Origin of the sequence: Serratia sp. AKBS12, assembly GCF_024793895.1 — a bacterium.
GTDB lineage: Bacteria > Pseudomonadota > Gammaproteobacteria > Enterobacterales > Enterobacteriaceae > Serratia_F.
Genome location: NZ_JANUSB010000015.1, coordinates 537,632 through 553,559, shown reverse-complemented (window position 1 = coordinate 553,559; position 15,928 = coordinate 537,632). Strand labels below are relative to the sequence as shown.

At 52.0% G+C, this 15,928-nt stretch carries 16 protein-coding genes and 4 pseudogenes; 8 read left to right on the top strand and 12 right to left on the bottom strand.

Annotated elements, in window-relative coordinates:
• Positions 1-27 precede the first annotated feature (27 nt).
• The 5 genes and pseudogenes from NYE85_RS12460 to NYE85_RS12440 all read right to left on the bottom strand — a co-directional run.
• Positions 28-792 (bottom strand): SDR family NAD(P)-dependent oxidoreductase, encoded by a 765-nt coding sequence (locus NYE85_RS12460; protein WP_259005069.1) that lies wholly within the window; start codon positions 790-792, stop codon positions 28-30.
• Positions 793-828: 36 nt separating this feature from the next.
• Positions 829-2,136: an MFS transporter gene (locus NYE85_RS12455; RefSeq protein WP_259005068.1), complete on the bottom strand. Its 1,308-nt coding sequence runs from the start codon at positions 2,134-2,136 to the stop codon at positions 829-831.
• A gap of 82 nt (positions 2,137-2,218) precedes the next feature.
• Complete coding sequence (locus NYE85_RS12450) at positions 2,219-2,698, bottom strand: gluconokinase, GntK/IdnK-type (protein WP_259004545.1); 480 nt, start codon at positions 2,696-2,698, stop codon at positions 2,219-2,221.
• 173 nt (positions 2,699-2,871) lie between these two features.
• Complete coding sequence (locus NYE85_RS12445) at positions 2,872-3,912, bottom strand: LacI family DNA-binding transcriptional regulator (protein ID WP_259004544.1); 1,041 nt, start codon at positions 3,910-3,912, stop codon at positions 2,872-2,874.
• A 325-nt stretch (positions 3,913-4,237) separates the two neighbouring features.
• Positions 4,238-4,578: pseudogene (locus tag NYE85_RS12440) on the bottom strand (hypothetical protein); the annotation flags it as partial.
• Positions 4,579-4,833: 255 nt separating this feature from the next.
• Here NYE85_RS12440 and NYE85_RS12435 point away from each other — a divergent pair.
• Positions 4,834-5,595: an NADPH-dependent F420 reductase gene (locus tag NYE85_RS12435; protein WP_259004542.1), complete on the top strand. Its 762-nt coding sequence runs from the start codon at positions 4,834-4,836 to the stop codon at positions 5,593-5,595.
• Between the two features lie 19 nt (positions 5,596-5,614).
• On the top strand, positions 5,615-6,736 hold the full coding sequence (locus NYE85_RS12430; protein WP_259004541.1) for a Gfo/Idh/MocA family protein: 1,122 nt from the start codon (positions 5,615-5,617) through the stop codon (positions 6,734-6,736).
• A gap of 4 nt (positions 6,737-6,740) precedes the next feature.
• On the opposite strand, the gene NYE85_RS12425 is transcribed toward NYE85_RS12430, so the two are convergent.
• Entirely contained in the window at positions 6,741-7,658 is a 918-nt protein-coding gene (locus NYE85_RS12425; RefSeq protein ID WP_259004540.1) for a LysR family transcriptional regulator, read from the bottom strand.
• Between the two features lie 99 nt (positions 7,659-7,757).
• On the opposite strand from NYE85_RS12425, the gene NYE85_RS12420 reads away from it, so the two are divergent.
• From NYE85_RS12420 to NYE85_RS12405, 4 genes are all read left to right on the top strand, one after another.
• The gene (locus NYE85_RS12420; protein WP_259004539.1) at positions 7,758-8,417 is read left to right on the top strand and encodes an SDR family oxidoreductase; all 660 of its coding nucleotides are present in this window, start codon (positions 7,758-7,760) and stop codon (positions 8,415-8,417) included.
• 66 nt (positions 8,418-8,483) lie between these two features.
• Complete coding sequence (locus tag NYE85_RS12415) at positions 8,484-9,671, top strand: MFS transporter (RefSeq protein WP_259005067.1); 1,188 nt, start codon at positions 8,484-8,486, stop codon at positions 9,669-9,671.
• A 367-nt stretch (positions 9,672-10,038) separates the two neighbouring features.
• Positions 10,039-10,890 carry an aldo/keto reductase gene (locus tag NYE85_RS12410; RefSeq protein WP_259005066.1) on the top strand — a complete coding sequence of 284 codons (852 nt, stop codon included), beginning with the start codon at positions 10,039-10,041 and terminating at the stop codon, positions 10,888-10,890.
• A 26-nt stretch (positions 10,891-10,916) separates the two neighbouring features.
• Positions 10,917-11,906 carry an aldo/keto reductase gene (locus NYE85_RS12405; protein WP_259005065.1) on the top strand — a complete coding sequence of 330 codons (990 nt, stop codon included), beginning with the start codon at positions 10,917-10,919 and terminating at the stop codon, positions 11,904-11,906.
• Between the two features lie 34 nt (positions 11,907-11,940).
• On the opposite strand, the gene NYE85_RS12400 is transcribed toward NYE85_RS12405, so the two are convergent.
• Complete coding sequence (locus NYE85_RS12400; protein ID WP_259005064.1) at positions 11,941-12,834, bottom strand: LysR family transcriptional regulator; 894 nt, start codon at positions 12,832-12,834, stop codon at positions 11,941-11,943.
• A gap of 148 nt (positions 12,835-12,982) precedes the next feature.
• On the opposite strand from NYE85_RS12400, the pseudogene NYE85_RS12395 reads away from it, so the two are divergent.
• A pseudogene (locus NYE85_RS12395) lies at positions 12,983-13,773 on the top strand (SDR family oxidoreductase).
• Between the two features lie 124 nt (positions 13,774-13,897).
• Positions 13,898-13,999, top strand: a pseudogene (locus NYE85_RS22755) (multiple stress resistance protein BhsA); the annotation flags it as partial.
• 53 nt (positions 14,000-14,052) lie between these two features.
• Here the strand turns inward: NYE85_RS22755 and NYE85_RS12390 are convergent.
• The 5 genes and pseudogenes from NYE85_RS12390 to NYE85_RS12375 all read right to left on the bottom strand — a co-directional run.
• A pseudogene (locus NYE85_RS12390) lies at positions 14,053-14,490 on the bottom strand (zinc-binding dehydrogenase); the annotation flags it as partial.
• Positions 14,382-14,615, bottom strand: coding sequence for an alcohol dehydrogenase catalytic domain-containing protein (locus tag NYE85_RS22750; protein ID WP_309600876.1), 234 nt, complete (start codon positions 14,613-14,615; stop codon positions 14,382-14,384). The gene NYE85_RS22750 and the pseudogene NYE85_RS12390, both read right to left, overlap by 109 nt.
• Positions 14,581-14,733: an SDR family NAD(P)-dependent oxidoreductase gene (locus NYE85_RS12385; RefSeq protein ID WP_405050666.1), complete on the bottom strand. Its 153-nt coding sequence runs from the start codon at positions 14,731-14,733 to the stop codon at positions 14,581-14,583. Before NYE85_RS12385 ends, NYE85_RS22750 begins: the two co-directional genes overlap by 35 nt.
• A gap of 76 nt (positions 14,734-14,809) precedes the next feature.
• A complete protein-coding gene (locus NYE85_RS12380; protein WP_259005063.1) occupies positions 14,810-15,307 on the bottom strand; it encodes an SRPBCC domain-containing protein in 498 nt (165 codons plus the stop codon).
• 2 nt (positions 15,308-15,309) lie between these two features.
• Entirely contained in the window at positions 15,310-15,912 is a 603-nt protein-coding gene (locus tag NYE85_RS12375) for an NADPH-dependent F420 reductase (RefSeq protein WP_259005061.1), read from the bottom strand.
• Between the last annotated feature and the right edge of the window lie 16 nt (positions 15,913-15,928).

Genomic DNA, 15,928 nt, shown 5'->3' with positions numbered 1-15,928 from the left:
CTGGCGTGTTACGCCAGCAAAAAATGGTTACATACGATAGATGCCACCGTTAATATCAAGAGTGGCGCCGGAAATAAACCCGTCATATTCTGAGGCCAGGAATTTAATGGCGCGTGCGACATCGTCAGGATTACCCGCACGCCCCAGTGGGATGTGCCGTACGGTATCTTCGGCAGACTCCTTAGTGGTATGGCGATTATGGAAACTTGTTCCCAGGATAAGGCCCGGAGCTACCGCATTAACGCGGATGTCGTATTCGCCAAGTTCTGCGGCGAGGGAGCGAGTCCAGGACAAGATGGCGCCCTTGGTTGTAGAGTACACTAACGAGCCCGAGTGACCGCCAGTGCGCCCCGCCAGAGAGGCGAGGTTAACAATGCTGGCACCATCACTGGCTTTTTTCAGGTACGGCAAGGCACCCTGGGTGATATTTAGCATAGTGGTCATATTGACATCTATAACCTTTTGCCAAAAGGCAGAGTCAATCTCGCCCAGCCATTTACGACCAACCAAACCCCCAACGTTATTAATCAGGATGTCAATGCCACCAAGGAACTCGGCTGCGGTATTGACGCATTTCTTCGCTTGTTCTTCAGATATAAGGTCACCACCAAGATAGGATGCCTTCACACCGCGTGATTTAGCCAGTTCGACCAACTCTTTAGGGCCTGACTCATCGCTGTGATAATGGAGAAAAATATCGCATCCTGCGTTGATTAACTGCTCGGCAGTAGCTTTGCCAATCCCTTGTTCTGCACCGGTGATGAAGACTTTCTTACCCGTCAGATTTCCCATGATTAATTCCTCGTTTCTTAATACAGATAAACAGAATCAGGAGTGGATAACGCCTTCCCGTTGCTTAGCGCAGTAGAAGATGCATACCATTCCCGTGATAAACAGACATAGTGATAAAAAGATAAGGCCAGGGGTTGTGCTCTTTGTTGTGTCTTTCAGTAAGCCAACGACGTAAGGTGCAACGAACCCTCCGAGGTTGCCAATACAGTTGACAACGGCTAAGCCCGCCGCTGCCGCACCGCCGGTTGCGACATTGGCTGGCATGGATAAAAAGCACGGTACGGCGGTATAGATCCCAATAGAGGCGATACACAAGAAACCAAGCGCAACGAAGACGCTGTAGTTAAAGAACGTAACAGCTCCTGTCAATCCAATGGCTGCGATAATCATGCTGCAACCCGCAAAGACTGCGATTTTTTTAGTCTTGGTAGCCCATAGACTCCAGGGGTAGACCAGACAAGCTGCCAGACCATAAGGAATAAGTGCAATCAGGCTGACGTGGAAAATATCGTTACCCGAAATGGTGGTAATAATAGATGGGAGCCACATGCCAAATCCGTAAATCCCACATACCATACCGAAGTTAAGAATTGCATACAGCAGGTATTTGCTATTTTTCATTCCCTTAAGGAAGTCGGTCAGTGTGATTTTTGAGCCTGAGCGATTACGATCGGTGCTTTCAATCAGCCAGGCTTTCTCTTCAATATTAAGGTAGTTAACATCGCGCGGCGAGTTTTTAATAACAAAAGGAATAATCAGCCCAATAATAATAGGCGGCACCCCTTCCAGAATAAATAGAAGTTGCCATGGTTCAAAACCTAACCAACCGTGCTCGATGTTTAGAATAAGACCGGAAATAGGTGAGCCAATTGCATTGGAAAGCGGCTGAACAATAATGAACAGACCGAGGATTTTTGTTCTGTATTTCTCCGGAAAAAATACAGTAAAGTAATAAACAACGGAAGGAAAGAACCCCGCCTCACACACACCGAGCATAAAACGGCAGATATACAGTTCCATCGGTGTTCTGACAAATCCCAGGAGAGTGGCAAACACTCCCCACGAAATCAGTATTCTGGCAAACCAGATACGTGGGCCAAATTTTATGGTGCCGGCGTTACTGGGGATTTCAAATAAGAAGTAGCCAATAAAAAAAATCCCTGAAGCAAAGCCGAACGCAGACGCTGTCAGGCCAAGGTTATCTTCGAGCGCACTGGCGGCATAGGCCATATTGTTACGATCCAGAAAGGCCAGAAAATAAAGTAGGATCATAAGGGGGACAATGTTAATTGTAAGCTTTCTTATTGTGCTGCGCTCAATGTCTTGAGCTTTATTTTGGTTCATTGTTTCTCTTCCAATTTGGTAAAATGGAATAGTAGGATGGTTTTTTTAATAAGAGTTTATAAAATAGTAAATAACTTTTTTGTTAACCCATTTTTTCTATACAATCAGAAATAACCTCATCCAAAGACCTATCAATGTTAATAGTAATAATATCTGATTCGTTGCTATGGGGAAGCTCCAGTGTTTCAAACTGGGACGTTAACATTGATGAACGAAAATAATGGCCTTTACGCTGTTTTAATCGCTTCTCTATTACCTCATAGCTGCCGTTAAGGAATAAAAATCGAATGCCGGGGTTGCCCGCCCGCAATATATCACGGTAACGTTTTTTCAGCGCAGAGCAAATAATCAACGATTGAGGGTTGGTTCTTAACATAGAATAACCCGCGGTATTCAAGGCCTCCAGCCATGGCTCACGGTCGGTATCGTTCAGAGCCTGACCTGCGGCCATTTTATCGACGTTGCTGCGAGGGTGCAGAAAATCTCCGTCAAGATAAGGTATATCGAGCTGCGCTGCCAGGCGACGCGCCACAGCGGATTTCCCGCTCCCCGAAACGCCCATCAATATCCATAGTCGGTGAGTTTGTTCGCATATTGCAGGCTGTGCTGTGCTGTCCTGTAACGTCTGTTGGTTGTTGTTCATTGCGCCTTTCCTCTGAATTTGTGTGATACCCGTCAGGAAGATGCTCCTTGCTCACCATCGATGAAAACCAATTATTTATATAGTGTCTCTGGTTACGCTTCCCGTACGGAATGACGGCAGACTAATGACGGAGGAAAAAGGAACTCTCCCGGCGGCAGCGTTGGATCTTCAATCCTATGGAGCAGCCGCTCTATCATTAATGATGCCATTTTATTTAAGGGTGGATTCACTGAGCTCATAGCCGGCCAGGTTAACCCTGCAAGCGGAATATTATCGATACCGATAACGGATATTTCCCTGGGAATGTCGATACCGGCATCGCGCAACCCTGCAAGCAGACCAATTCCCAGCGCGTCGTTAATGGCGACCACGCCGTCTGGACGGGGAGTGATAGCTAAAATGCGTTTTGCCAGAGCGTACCCCAGGTCGGTCATTTCTGTGTCGCCATATCCACCCAGCGCTTTGCCTTCGACAATGCGATGCAGCCCCGTTAAATTATGATTACGAATTACCGTCTGAAACCCATCGATTTTGTGGCTACGACTCATGCTCAGGCTGGCTTCGGTGGCAAACACAATATTCCGGCAACCGCGTTCAATCAGATGTGAGGCTGCCAAACGCCCGGCTTCGACGTTGTCCATTGAGATACTGTCGAACAGGCTTATATCGTTACCGACATTGTAGGCCAGACGATTGTCATAATTAATAATAACCATGCCCTGCTCGGCGGCTTTAGCAAAGTGCGTTTTACGGATATCGCTGGCGGCAACAATAATACCGCGCACACCGTGGGCGAACATATCCTCAATAAAGGCGCGCTCTTCATCTTCCTGCCGATAGGTATTCCCCAGCAGTACCCGATAACTATGTTCTCTGGCGGCTAAATCGACTTCGCGCGCCAGAGCCGAAAAACTGGGGTTAACAATGGAGGGGACAAGCAGTCCGAACATATGTACTAAGCCAGTTTTAAGCTGCTGCGCTATGCGGTTTGGGTGGTAGTTCAACGCATCCATTGCCTGTTGAATGCGAAGTAGAGTGGAATTGCGCATCTGATCGGTACGGCCATTCAGCACATTGGAAACACTACTTACAGAAACGCCAGCGTAAGAGGCGACATCACGAATATTGGCCATTTTTCGCACCTCCCGATGTTAATGTGCTCAAGATACCAAGGGCATTAAATTCAGCCTGTATCGTTTTAGTGAAGCGTTACATACGAATTTATAGCGGAAAGATCGCCTTCACAAGCTGAGAACGGCGGCATATTGCAACTGGATTGCCTGTTTGTGAAAGCTATCAAACATGTTGTGCGACAGTGACTAAACGTTTAGAAGAATGAGCTGTTTAGTGATGGTGTTTAGAAAAAGAGTGACCCGTTTCCTCATTGTCTGACGCATCGTGGACTTTGTAGACCTCCGCTTTTGGCACAGGGCTGCTGTTGCAGCCCTGACAATCTTCGACTTCAATCGATTCAGAAATCTCTAACGCATCATCGACTTCAATGTCCAGATAACGGACTGTGCTTTCCCGTTTCCTATGGCTCCACAGTAGTTGGATCACCCGGAGATTCTTGGTCTTCTTGTAGATCAGGTAAGGTTTTTTTCTTCTCATGGAATGTGTGCTGTACAGCGAATCGTCGAGGCCAAGCTTTGCTCCCCACCCATGAAAAATACGGTTGTATTGCCGTCGCGCGTCTTACCTTTCAGTTCAAGCCGGATTCGGCTCCCCCAGATATGAGATATCTGAAGTGGTCTTTTTTGGCCGACGATACGGCCTTTGTTCCACGGTGACGTGTTCATGCTCCAATCCCCTGCTATGTGGGAGATTTGAGCATGGTCGTCCCTCATGAGCGAAAAGCGGACATTCCTGATTCGATTCCAGTGAATGTTAAAGCTCCGCTGCGAGCGTATGGAGTGATGTAAATGCCTCGTGGATTCATCGGAGCCTGTGCTACTGATTCATGCAATATTCGCAATAGTTAATTGTTTTTTACCTCTAATATCCTTTTGTATGCAGGTTATACAATCCTGCCGTACATTTTCTGATGAGGATTAATGATGAAACCTATCGGTATTATTGGTGGCGGGATGATTGGCAGTCAGGTTGCGAGACTTGCGGTTTCTGCAGGCCTTAATGTCATTATCAGTAATTCCCGTGGACCGGACTCCCTCAGGGAGCTGACTGATGAGCTCGGACCGCTGTCGCGGGCAACAACCACCTCGGAACTGGCTGCACAAGCCGACATCATCATTGCGGCCATTCCCCTTGTTGCCTACAAGAAGCTCGATGCCGATGAGCTCGCCGGTAAGATCGTGGTGGATACCATGAATTATTATCCGGAACGTGACGGGATTATGCCGGAGATCCGGACCGCTGAGATTGCAAGTAGTGAGCTGGTACAGTCACATCTGCACAATTCTCAGGTCATCCGTGCACTGAATAATATGGACTGGGTTCGTCTCGCCAGCCGTGCCCGGGCGGCTGATTCAACTGAAAGGAGCGCTCTTCCTGTCGCAGGGAACGTGAAATCAGCGAAACGTCAGGTCATATCACTGATCGAGGCGCTGGGTTACGACGCCGTTGACATGGGGCCGCTGTCAGAAAGCTGGCGTAGCGAACCTACTATGCCCGCCTACGTGCTGCCGTATATGGGCGAAATTCCTCGCCAGTTTGATACAGTCAGTGAGAGGGAGTGGTTCATGACTGCGCCCGGCGCACAGGTCTCCGCGCTCTATCTCAGAGACCTGCTGGCCAGAGCCGTACGACATGACAAAATGTTTGGCAGTACGGCCTCCCTTGCCGGTGCGTCGCTGTAAATCACGGGAGTCTGAATCAATGAGTAAAATCAAGGTAGGGATCGTTGGCCTTCAGCCTGGCCGCAGCTGGGCCGCGCTGGCCCATATGCCGGCCCTTCAGCATCTCTCTGACGACTTTGAAATTGCAGGCGTGGCAAACTCAAGCATTGAAAGCTCACGTGTCGCGGCTGCTGCCTGCGGGATCCCGGTCGCTTATGACAGCGTGTCGGATATGGCTACCTCACCGGATATCGATCTCATCGTGGTGACCGTCAAAGTACCGGGTCATTTAAGTGTACTCAAGGAAGTCCTGCAGGCCGGGAAACATGTTTACTGTGAGTGGCCGCTGGGGAAAAATATGCAGGAGGCAGAGACTCTGGCAGCGCTCGCACGCGAAAAAAACGTGCTTGCCGTAACCGGAACCCAGGCCCGGGTGAACCCCGCGATACGTGAGCTCGCGCGTCTTGTCAAAAGTGGTTATGTCGGCACGCTTCGTTCCGTCTCGGTCTCAGGCTGGGGCAGGATTTGGGGCGACCGGATTGAATCGCTCGCAACAGATGAATATCTGCTCAGGCGGGAGAACGGTGCCACCATGCTGACTATACCGTTTGCGCATACCCTGGCGGCTTTTCAGGATGTCCTGGGCGATATTACCAGCGTGTCTTCCATCCTGGAAACGCGCATTCCTCAGGTCTATGCCCCAGAAACGGGCCAGTATGTCAGTATGAATGCTGCTGACCAGATTATCGTGACTGGCTCGCTGATCGGCGGTGCTCCCTTCTCCATCCATTTCCGCGGTGGGGAGCCCAGAGGTACCGAGGGTTTTGTCTGGGATATTCACGGTAGCGAGGGCGACTTACGTATCACAGGAGAAAATGGCATGACCCAGATTATGCCGCTGACGCTGACGGGAGCGCGTGGAGACGATAATACCTTACATCCGTTGCCGGTTCCCGACGATGATACGGTTCCTGCCGGACTGGTAAGCGGGAATGTGGCCCGCATCTACCAGCGGCTTGCGGCGGATCTGCGCAACGGCACACGTACTGCACCGGACTTTGACGATGCGCTGGAACTGCATACCCTGCTGGATATCATCGTTCGAGCCAGCAAGAATGGCGAACGTCTTCCTGTCCCGGTCCATAACCGCGCGCTGCCTTAGTTCCTCAGGCCTTCCGCGCATGCCAGGTACCGGATAGCGCCAGCTGGCTACAGATGGTATCAATAAACACCCGCGTCTTGGCCGGTACCAGGGCGCCGGGGGGCATCAGCACATAAACGCTGACTTCCGCCGCGCTGAGCCACCGGGGCAGCACGCTTTCAAGCGCGCCGTCATCGAGTGCCGGTTTAACCATCCAGTCTGGTAAAAGAGCTATACCGGTTCCCTGGCGTACGGCCATCATCAGCGCTTCACTGGTATTGGTTGTCAGCGGCCCCGTGGGTGTTATCTGCGCGCGTTCCTGTCCGTTCTCAAGCACCCAGTGAGGCCAGTCCGGATGGCTGGTAAACCCCAGGCAGGCATGCTGCTCAAGTTCTTCAGGCCCGGAAGGTATACCATGCTCCTTCAGATATCCCGGGGAGGCAACCAGCTGACTGCGAAACGAACCCAGTTTGCGCCCCGTGAGAGAGCTGTCCCGTATAATACCGACGCGGACAACGGCATCGAAACCCTCTGCCACAATGTCAACCCGCCGATCGAGAAAATGCGCATCCAGTCGTATGTCAGGATACGCCTTCAGAAAGTCCGGAATAACAGGGGCTATGACTTCCCTTCCAAAGGTAACTGGCAGCGAAACCCGCAGCACCCCCTGAGGGGTGGTCGCGAAATCGCCAACTTCCCGACTCGCTGCGCCGATCTCATCCAGTGCGGCCCGCGTACGTTGCAGAAAATATGTTCCGGCCTCTGTCAGAGTCACGCTGCGCGTTGTTCGCACAAGCAAACGTACGCCCAGACTTTTTTCCAGATGGCTTACCCGACGCGATATCACTGAAGCATCTCGACCAAGCCGGTCGCTCGCTCCGGTAAAGCTACCGGCCTCGGCCACGCAGACAAAAGCCGTCAGGTCATCAAAGTCCTCAAACATAATTCATGCACCCCACACAATAATAATTTGCAATTTACCCTGATTATCATTTTATGAGCAAATTATAAAATTGCCTTTCTGACTAAATGAGAGGCAAAAATGATGAAAACATTTCTGAGTATTGGTTCCGGACCGGGGATTGGAATTGCAACTGCCACCCTGTTTGCCCGCGAAGGTTTTCGCGTGGTTTTAACATCACGTAACAAACATTACGTTTCAGAGCAGGTGGAAGCATTACAGGCGGCCGGATTGCAGGCAGAAGGTCGCTACGTCGATGCCAGCGATATCAACAGTATCGATGAGCTTATCCACACGGTGGAATCGCAAACCGGCTCGGTAGATGTGCTGCATTTTAATTCAGCTGCATTGCACGATGGATCGCTTGAAGCCCAGACGGTGGAAGGGTTTATCCAGGATCTAACGGTGAATATTGGTGCTGGTTTTGCTGCTGTCAAAGCCGTCACTCCCGGAATGACTGAACGCGGAGAAGGCACCGTCCTGATAACCGGCGGCATTTTCGCCACCCAGCCCAATGCTGATTATCTGTCCCTGAGCGTCGGCAAGGCCGGTGTGCGGAATCTGACTCACGGCCTGTTTGATCTTCTCAAAGACAGGAATGTTCATATTGCGACGGTTACAGTCGGCACACTTGTTGCTGCAGGTTCGGATGAGTCGCATGCCGTTGCCCGGACATTCTGGAATTTACATGCTGAGCCGCAGGACAGGTGGTCGGCGGAAGCGCAGTATCCGGCAGCCTGAAACGGCTTCTGATTACAGGCCCCACATCAGGGGGCCTGCATTTCTGTTTCTGGCTCAGGAGATAGCATGACCTCATCACACATCGTCTTAACTGCACGACAGACAGCCGTTTTTGCGGCGGCAGCGGCTTTTATGGTCGCCAATATTTATTACTCACAACCGCTGCTGGCCGTGATTGGACAGCAGTTTCATACCCCCTCTTCGGACACGGCTCTCCTGGTAACGTTGACGCAACTGGGTTATGGCCTTGGTGTGTTGTTTCTGGTCCCTCTGGGGGATTTTATTGATCGACGCCGTCTGGCCTCGGTAATGGTGCTTCTGTGTATCACTGCGCTGGCGCTGACTGCTGTCAGCCAGAGCTTCTGGTTTTTCGCTGTCGTTCAGCTGTTTCTGGGGCTGGCATCAAGCGCGACGATGGTCCTGATCCCCTACGTGGCCACGCACACGCCTGAAAAGGAGCGCGGTCAGCGGGTGGGGCAGATGATCACCGGAATGCTCCTGGGAATACTTCTCGCCCGCACGATTTCAGGATTGATCGCCGATGCTCTCAGTTGGAGAGCGATGTACCTGCTTGCGACGGTTGCTGCAGCTACCGTTCTGATTATCGTGAGAAAAATGATGGTGCCAACGGTTATTTCAGGCACAAAAATCGCTTATGCCGGACTGATCGCTTCGATGCTCTCACTGTTAAAAGAACACGAGGCCCTCCGGGTTCGGGCCTTCTACTGCATGATGGGGATGGGGAGCTTCAGCATCCTTTGGACAGGACTTACGCTCTTTCTGTCCGGCGCTCCGTATTATTTTCAGCCTTCAACCATCGGACTTTTTGGCCTAATCGGGGCTGCCGGTGCCACTTCAGCGGGTATTGCGGGCAGAATCAGCGATAAAGGCCACACAGCGGCTTTAACCGTGGGACTTGCTGTTTTACTGCTGCTTTCGTGGGGACTGATGATGGAGGCCCGGGTCTCGCTGCCGTTTCTGACGGGGGGAATACTGATCCTTGATGTTGCCGCGATGGGACTGCAGGTTGTACATCAGTCCGTGATCTACAAACTCAAACCCGAAGCCCAGTCACGCATTACCTCCATCTTTGTTACGTCAGGGTTTATCGGCATGTCACTCGGGTCCGCTCTCAGCAGTCTGGGCTTTCGTCACTGGCAGTGGAACGGGATCTGCGCATTCGGAGCTGCGTTACCGGCGCTTATGCTTATTCATGTTGTGTTTAAAAAAATGAGTCAGTTATTCGCCAGATAGCCAGAACTCTTTCCACGTTGTTCTCCGTGATTTTTGACAAGAGCACTCCCCCTCACAGTAAAAGGTAGACGGTCGTGCAAGGCCAAGGCTGCTTACTTCTATCGACTTCTCCGACGCTGCGGCAAGGCCAGCGGAAAAGCCCACCTATGTTAACAACACAGGTTTGGGGCTCTGTCTTTATCCATGATTTGGAATATCTGTTGAGGGGGCTTTTACGAACAGTTTTAGCGTCGGCTTTGGCACAAAGCCGACCTCCCCCCCTCTAGATTAATGAACACATCTAATAAACCCTAGCTAATTACCCCATCTAATCGAATAAATCAGTTTGCGTTATGCTTTTCCAACACAACAGCTGAAGGATAACGTCATGCAAACGGTAAAACTGAACAACGGTATCGAGATGCCCCTGCTGGGCTTTGGTGTGTTTCAGATGTCTGATGCCGCTGAATGCGAAAGAGCCGTTATTGATGCCATCGATACGGGATACCGCCTGATCGATACCGCCGCGTCTTACCAGAATGAAACACAGGTCGGGAACGCACTGAAACAGAGCGGTATCGCACGTAACGAACTCTTTGTAACGACCAAACTTTGGCTACAGGATGCCAATTACGAAGGCGCTAAAGCCCAGTTCGAACGTTCCCTGAATCGACTGCAACTTGATTACGTTGACCTGTACCTGATTCACCAGCCTTACGGTGATGTCCATGGGGCATGGCGTGCCATGGAAGAACTGCATCAAGCAGGAAAAATTCGCGCCATTGGCGTCAGCAATTTTCATCCTGACAGACTGGCCGACCTTATCGCATTCAACGAAGTGGCCCCTGCGGTAAACCAGATTGAAGTTAACCCCTTCAACCAGCAGCTACATGCCGTTTCGTGGAATCAAAGCCGTGGCATTCAGCCGGAAGCCTGGGCTCCGTTTGCTGAGGGAAGAAATGGCCTGTTCCAGCATCCCGTATTAACGGCGATTGGTCAGAAGTACGGCAAAAGCGTGGGTCAGGTTGTACTGCGTTGGATCTTCCAGCGAGGCATCGTTTCGCTGGCAAAAACAGTGCGTAAAGAACGCATGGAAGAGAACATCAACATTCTCGATTTTGAACTCAGTTCTGAAGATATGCTGCAGATTACAGCTATCGATACCGCAACCAGCGCTTTCTTCTCCCACCGCGATCCTGCCAGGATTGAATGGCTGACTGGCCGCAAACTTGATGTGTAAGTCGTGATAAAAGAGGGATTCATTCAATGCAAAAACGTTATCTAGGTCAATCCGGACTCGAAGTTTCCGCGCTTGGGCTCGGCTGCATGGGCTTAAGCCATGGCTACGGCCCGGCGACCGATACTCGTCAGGCTATCGAGCTCATTCGCACAGCGGTTGAACGTGGCGTCACCTTCTTCGATACCGCTGAAGTGTATGGCCCCTTTCTTAATGAAGAGGTGGTCGGTGAAGCCTTAAAACCAGTTCGTGACCGCGTGGTCATCGCCACCAAGTTTGGTTTTACTTTTGGCGACGACAACAAGCAGCAGATTTTAAACAGTCGTCCGGAGCATATCCGTGAAGCTGTGGAAGGATCATTACGCCGTCTTAAGACTGATGTCATCGATCTGCTGTACCAACACCGTGTCGACCCGGAGGTCCCGATTGAAGATGTTGCGGGTACGGTGAAAGACCTGATCGCTGAAGGCAAAGTTAAACATTTCGGTCTGTCCGAAGCGGGTGCACAAACCATTCGGCGTGCGCATGCCGTACAACCGGTCACGGCCTTGCAAAGCGAATACTCAATGTGGTGGCGCGAGCCTGAGCAGGAGATCCTGCCATTGCTGGAGGAACTGGGCATTGGTTTCGTTCCCTTCAGCCCATTAGGCAAAGGCTTCCTGACGGGATCGATTAAGCCAGGAACCACTTTTGGGAAGGACGATTATCGCAGCACCGTGCCGCGTTTCGCCGAACAGGCGATTGCAGCCAATGAAAAGCTGGTCTCATTGCTGGGTGAACTGGCGGCAGAGAAAGCAGTGACGTCTGCACAAATCGCGCTGGCATGGCTGCTGGCACAAAAGCCGTGGATTGTTCCTATCCCCGGCACCACCAAACTGCACCGGCTGGAGGAAAACCTGGGGGCTACCGACATCATTCTTTCGCAGGATGACACGCGACAGATAACCCAGGCGCTTGAAACGATTAAAATCGTCGGCGAACGTTACTCTCCTGAGCACCAGGCCCGCGTAGGCCGGTAATACCCGCACGGGTCCGCTGCGATTGGCGGGCCCGTTATTCCTGATAGCGAAGTGCATCGATCATCAGCGCAAAAGCGGGCGGATGCTGCTTGCGGCTCGGGTAGTAAAGATAATATCCGGGAAAAGATGGGCACCAATCCTGCAGAATCTGAATAAGCTCTCCTGACTTTATATAATCCTGCACCCTGTCTTCAGGTATACAGGCGATGCCAAAACCGGATAACGCCGCATCAATCCTTTCCGCCTGCAGATTAAACGTGACCTGCCCTTCCACTCTGACCCGTAACGGTTTCCCTTCTCTCTCAAACTCCCAGTGGTAAAGTCCACCGGCAGTCGGCAGGCGCATATTGATACACCGGTGATTTTGTAGCTCATGCGGCGTTTCGGGCGCGGTGTTAGCGGCAAAGTAGGATGGTGCTCCCACCACAGCCATTCTCATGTCCGGCCCAATTCTTACCGCAATCATGTCCTTATCCACGCTTTCGCCCAGGCGGATCCCGGCATCAAAACGCCCCTCAACAATATCGACAAAACCGTTATCAACCACCAGTTCAACATTGATTTCCGGATATTCCCTGAGGAAGGGTTTTAGCTTCGGCCATACCAGACTTCGCACGGCATGTTCCCCGGCAGATAAACGGATATTGCCGGAGGCGGTGCCGTTCAGTTGAACCAGCGATTCCAGCTCCTGCTCAAGATCGGCGATACGCGGTTCAAGACAGGCAATAATTCTCTCACCGGCTTGCGTAGGGGCAACGCTTCGGGTCGTACGGGTCAGAAGGCGGATATTCAGCCTTTCCTCCAGGACCTTCATCGCGTGGCTGAGTGCAGACTGAGAAACGCCCAGCTTACCCGCTGCTTTGGTAAAACTTCGCTCTCTTGCCACCACAAGAAAGATTTGCAGTTCGTTGAAGTTTTCTTTGAGCATCGGTGATTTCCTTATGGGGGCATTCCCTTCATCGCACATTCATGAAGGGTGTTCATAGACACAATCATTTTAGCCCCATTACTGACGATAATGATAATTGATATTCTGACCGTATCGAAAATAAGGCTGAATTATCAGAAGGTTTATCATGAAAATACTCATTGCAGGGGCGACAGGAAGTATTGGTCTTCATGTCGTGAATACCGCTATTGAAATGGGTCATCAGCCCGTCGCGCTGGTCAGAAATAAACGCAAAGTAAAATCGCTTCCTCGTGGAATGGATGTTTTTTACGGCGATGTTTCAATGCCTGAAACACTCACCGAATTACCGAAAGATATTGATGCCATCATCTTCACGCTCGGTTCCGATGGGCAGGGTCGTATTGGTGCCAGAGCAATCGATTACGGCGGAGTGCGTAATATTTTACGAATTTTCAAGCATACGTCTGTTCGTATCAGCCTGATGACCACGATTGGCGTGACTGAACGGCTCAGCACCTGGAATCAACACACTGAGGTACATGACTGGAAAAGGCGTGCCGAGCGTCTGGTCAGGGCGAGTGGCCATCCCTATACCATCGTCAGGCCCGGCTGGTTTGATTACAACAATGATGATGAACACAGAATCGTTATGCTTCAAGGGGATCGTCGCCATGCGGGAACACCGGAAGATGGAGTGATATCCCGCAAGCAAATCGCCCAGGTTCTGGTCTGTGCCCTGACCAACGACGAGGCAAAAAATAAAACGTTCGAGCTGGTGGCTGAGCGAGGCGAAGCACAGCAGGAGCTTACCCCACTGTTTGCAGACCTGCAGACTGATGATCCACAAAAAATGATGGGGTTTTAGACATAGACAATATGCCTTTGCGTGAAGAACCTGGGTGCATTATTAACGAACTGAACCTGTATTCAAAAAAGTTAACCAATCTACAACCCTGACAACTTTGCCATATAGCGGTCAGCCTTATGACAGCGTTGGTCTGTATATTTGAATATACAGATGGAGGAATTTACTCCTGATACAAGTCCAGTTTATAACGTGTTGTTAAATGAGGTACTAAATATGAAAACACTCCTTATTACTACATTGGTCATGGGGTTTATTTCAGTGAAGGCTGCATCTACCGCTCAGGAAATCAATCATGCAGATGGGAAAGAAAAGATGAGAAACGGCCGCCCAGAACGACGATAGGCATGCCGCTCCGTCTGCACCATCCGCTACCAGCGCGTAGTCTGCATATCGATCACAAAGCGGTACTTAACGTCGCCCTTAAGTATACGGGCAAAGGCAGCCTCGATACCTTCACCACCGATTATTTCTATATCGGCGGTAATATTGTGCTCGCCGCAGAAGTTGAGCATCTCCTGGGTTTCCCGCATGCTGCCAATCGACGAACCACTGATGCTTAAACGTCGAAACACCATCGGCGTAATATTCGGCGAGAGGTGTGGCTGGTCTGGAATGCCTACCAACACCAAGCGGCCATTGGTTTTCAGCGCGGCCAGATAAGGATCCAGATCGTGCGGTGCCGCTACGCAGTCAATAATCAAATCCAGCGAGGTTTGGCAGGCGGCCATTTGCGCGGCATCGCGCGACACCACCACCTGTTTTGCCCCCAGACGACGGGCATCTTCGCCCTTCTCCGGGGAGGTCGCAAGGCGTCGACCATCACGCCCACACCGCCGATATCTCCGGGTTTAAAATGGCTGACCTGGCCGCCAACCTCTACCACTCGCCCGGCAATCTCATGCCCAGGCACCAGCCGATACCCGCTGTTCACCACGACCGTTAATCACCACCGAGGCGCCGGCACGCGCCAGCCCTTCTGCTATGGCCCGGCCAATGCCTGCGGTGGAGCCGCTAACGATAGCCTTTTTGCCATTCAATTCGATTTTCATCTCTGTTTCTCCAGCGTCGGTATCGGGGCAATCTGCCTGACCAACCGGCCAGGCAGTGTGAACCTCACTATGCAGGTTACTGCTCGGCAACCCGCGCTTCTGCCGCCTGGGCCAAGCGTTCAACCCATTCCTGGTGATAACGGTACAGCGCACCAGGGTGTTTGCGACCGAGCGTTTCCAGGAAGAACTCCCCTTGTTGCGTCTCTTCGGTCAGCAGATGGCAGCCGTCCGGCGTTGGCGTGATAACCCAGCCGTGATAGGCGCTGGAGTGCGTGCTGTCGCCGTCGACGGTTGCCGACCAGGCGATCCTGCGGCCCGGCACATATTCCGTTACCACCAGGCTCATCGGAAAACCCACCGTCACTCGGTGGTATTTCGTGCCGGCCTGGAGCTCGCTGTCGCCGGAGAGAATTTTCACCTGGTCTTCAGGGGGGAAATAGCTGACCCAGTTTTCGGCGTCGACCAACAGCGCCCACACCACCTCTGGCGGGGCTTTGATGTCAATATCATTGAGCGCATAGATAGGCGAGATCCTTGGATCGAACTGCTCTGGCCAAATTACATGGTCGTACATGGTTAGCTGTCCTTTTTGAAAAGGTCTTGAAAAATAAGCGGTGCCCACTGTTGTTCTCTTGCCTGCACCAGCAGCCCGCCTTCGGCTAACTTGCCAAGACTGACCGGCGCGTAGCCGAGCCGTTGCACCAGCGCGGCCACGGTCTCCACTGCGGCATCATCATCCCCTGCTAGGAAGATCGCGCGCCGGCCACCGGCGCTAGCGGGTTCCTGTGCCAATTGTGCGGCGGGCAGATGATTGAACGCCTTCACCAGCGTCGCCCCCGGCATCGCCCGTGCCACCACCGCCGACGACGGCTGGCCGCCCAGTTCGGACAGTGGGATGCCGTAAGCATTGGTGGCATCGATAACAATCTTGCCCTGCCAGTCGCCGAGGGCAGCGGCAACATCACGGTGCGCACGGAACGGCACCGCCAGCAGGATCAACTGCGCCTGCAGGGCATCGGTCAGCGTCTGGGGAATGACGTGCTCTGCCAGCGCTACGGGCAGCGATGCCAGCGAGTCCGGACCACGGCTATTTGCCAGTCCAACGGTGATGTGCTGGCGGGCGAATTGCGTGGCCAGGGCCATCCCGACGCTGCCGCTACCGATAATCGAATACCTCATAAGACCCCCTTTACTT

Bases quoted from the DNA above. Each gene is read 5' to 3' on its own strand.
- NYE85_RS12435 (WP_259004542.1), top strand. From the start codon at position 4,834: ATGATGAAACCTATCGGTATTATTGGTGGCGGGATGATTGGCAGTCAG.
- NYE85_RS12445 (WP_259004544.1), bottom strand. From the start codon at position 3,912: ATGGCCAATATTCGTGATGTCGCCTCTTACGCTGGCGTTTCTGTAAGT.
- NYE85_RS12410 (WP_259005066.1), top strand. From the start codon at position 10,039: ATGCAAACGGTAAAACTGAACAACGGTATCGAGATGCCCCTGCTGGGC.
- NYE85_RS12415 (WP_259005067.1), top strand. From the start codon at position 8,484: ATGACCTCATCACACATCGTCTTAACTGCACGACAGACAGCCGTTTTT.
- NYE85_RS12405 (WP_259005065.1), top strand. From the start codon at position 10,917: ATGCAAAAACGTTATCTAGGTCAATCCGGACTCGAAGTTTCCGCGCTT.
- NYE85_RS12375 (WP_259005061.1), bottom strand. From the start codon at position 15,912: ATGAGGTATTCGATTATCGGTAGCGGCAGCGTCGGGATGGCCCTGGCC.
- NYE85_RS12430 (WP_259004541.1), top strand. From the start codon at position 5,615: ATGAGTAAAATCAAGGTAGGGATCGTTGGCCTTCAGCCTGGCCGCAGC.
- NYE85_RS12450 (WP_259004545.1), bottom strand. From the start codon at position 2,698: ATGGGCGTTTCGGGGAGCGGGAAATCCGCTGTGGCGCGTCGCCTGGCA.
- NYE85_RS12400 (WP_259005064.1), bottom strand. From the start codon at position 12,834: ATGCTCAAAGAAAACTTCAACGAACTGCAAATCTTTCTTGTGGTGGCA.
- NYE85_RS12385 (WP_405050666.1), bottom strand. From the start codon at position 14,733: ATGAAAATCGAATTGAATGGCAAAAAGGCTATCGTTAGCGGCTCCACC.
- NYE85_RS12425 (WP_259004540.1), bottom strand. From the start codon at position 7,658: ATGTTTGAGGACTTTGATGACCTGACGGCTTTTGTCTGCGTGGCCGAG.
- NYE85_RS12460 (WP_259005069.1), bottom strand. From the start codon at position 792: ATGGGAAATCTGACGGGTAAGAAAGTCTTCATCACCGGTGCAGAACAA.
- NYE85_RS12380 (WP_259005063.1), bottom strand. From the start codon at position 15,307: ATGTACGACCATGTAATTTGGCCAGAGCAGTTCGATCCAAGGATCTCG.
- NYE85_RS12455 (WP_259005068.1), bottom strand. From the start codon at position 2,136: ATGAACCAAAATAAAGCTCAAGACATTGAGCGCAGCACAATAAGAAAG.
- NYE85_RS12420 (WP_259004539.1), top strand. From the start codon at position 7,758: ATGATGAAAACATTTCTGAGTATTGGTTCCGGACCGGGGATTGGAATT.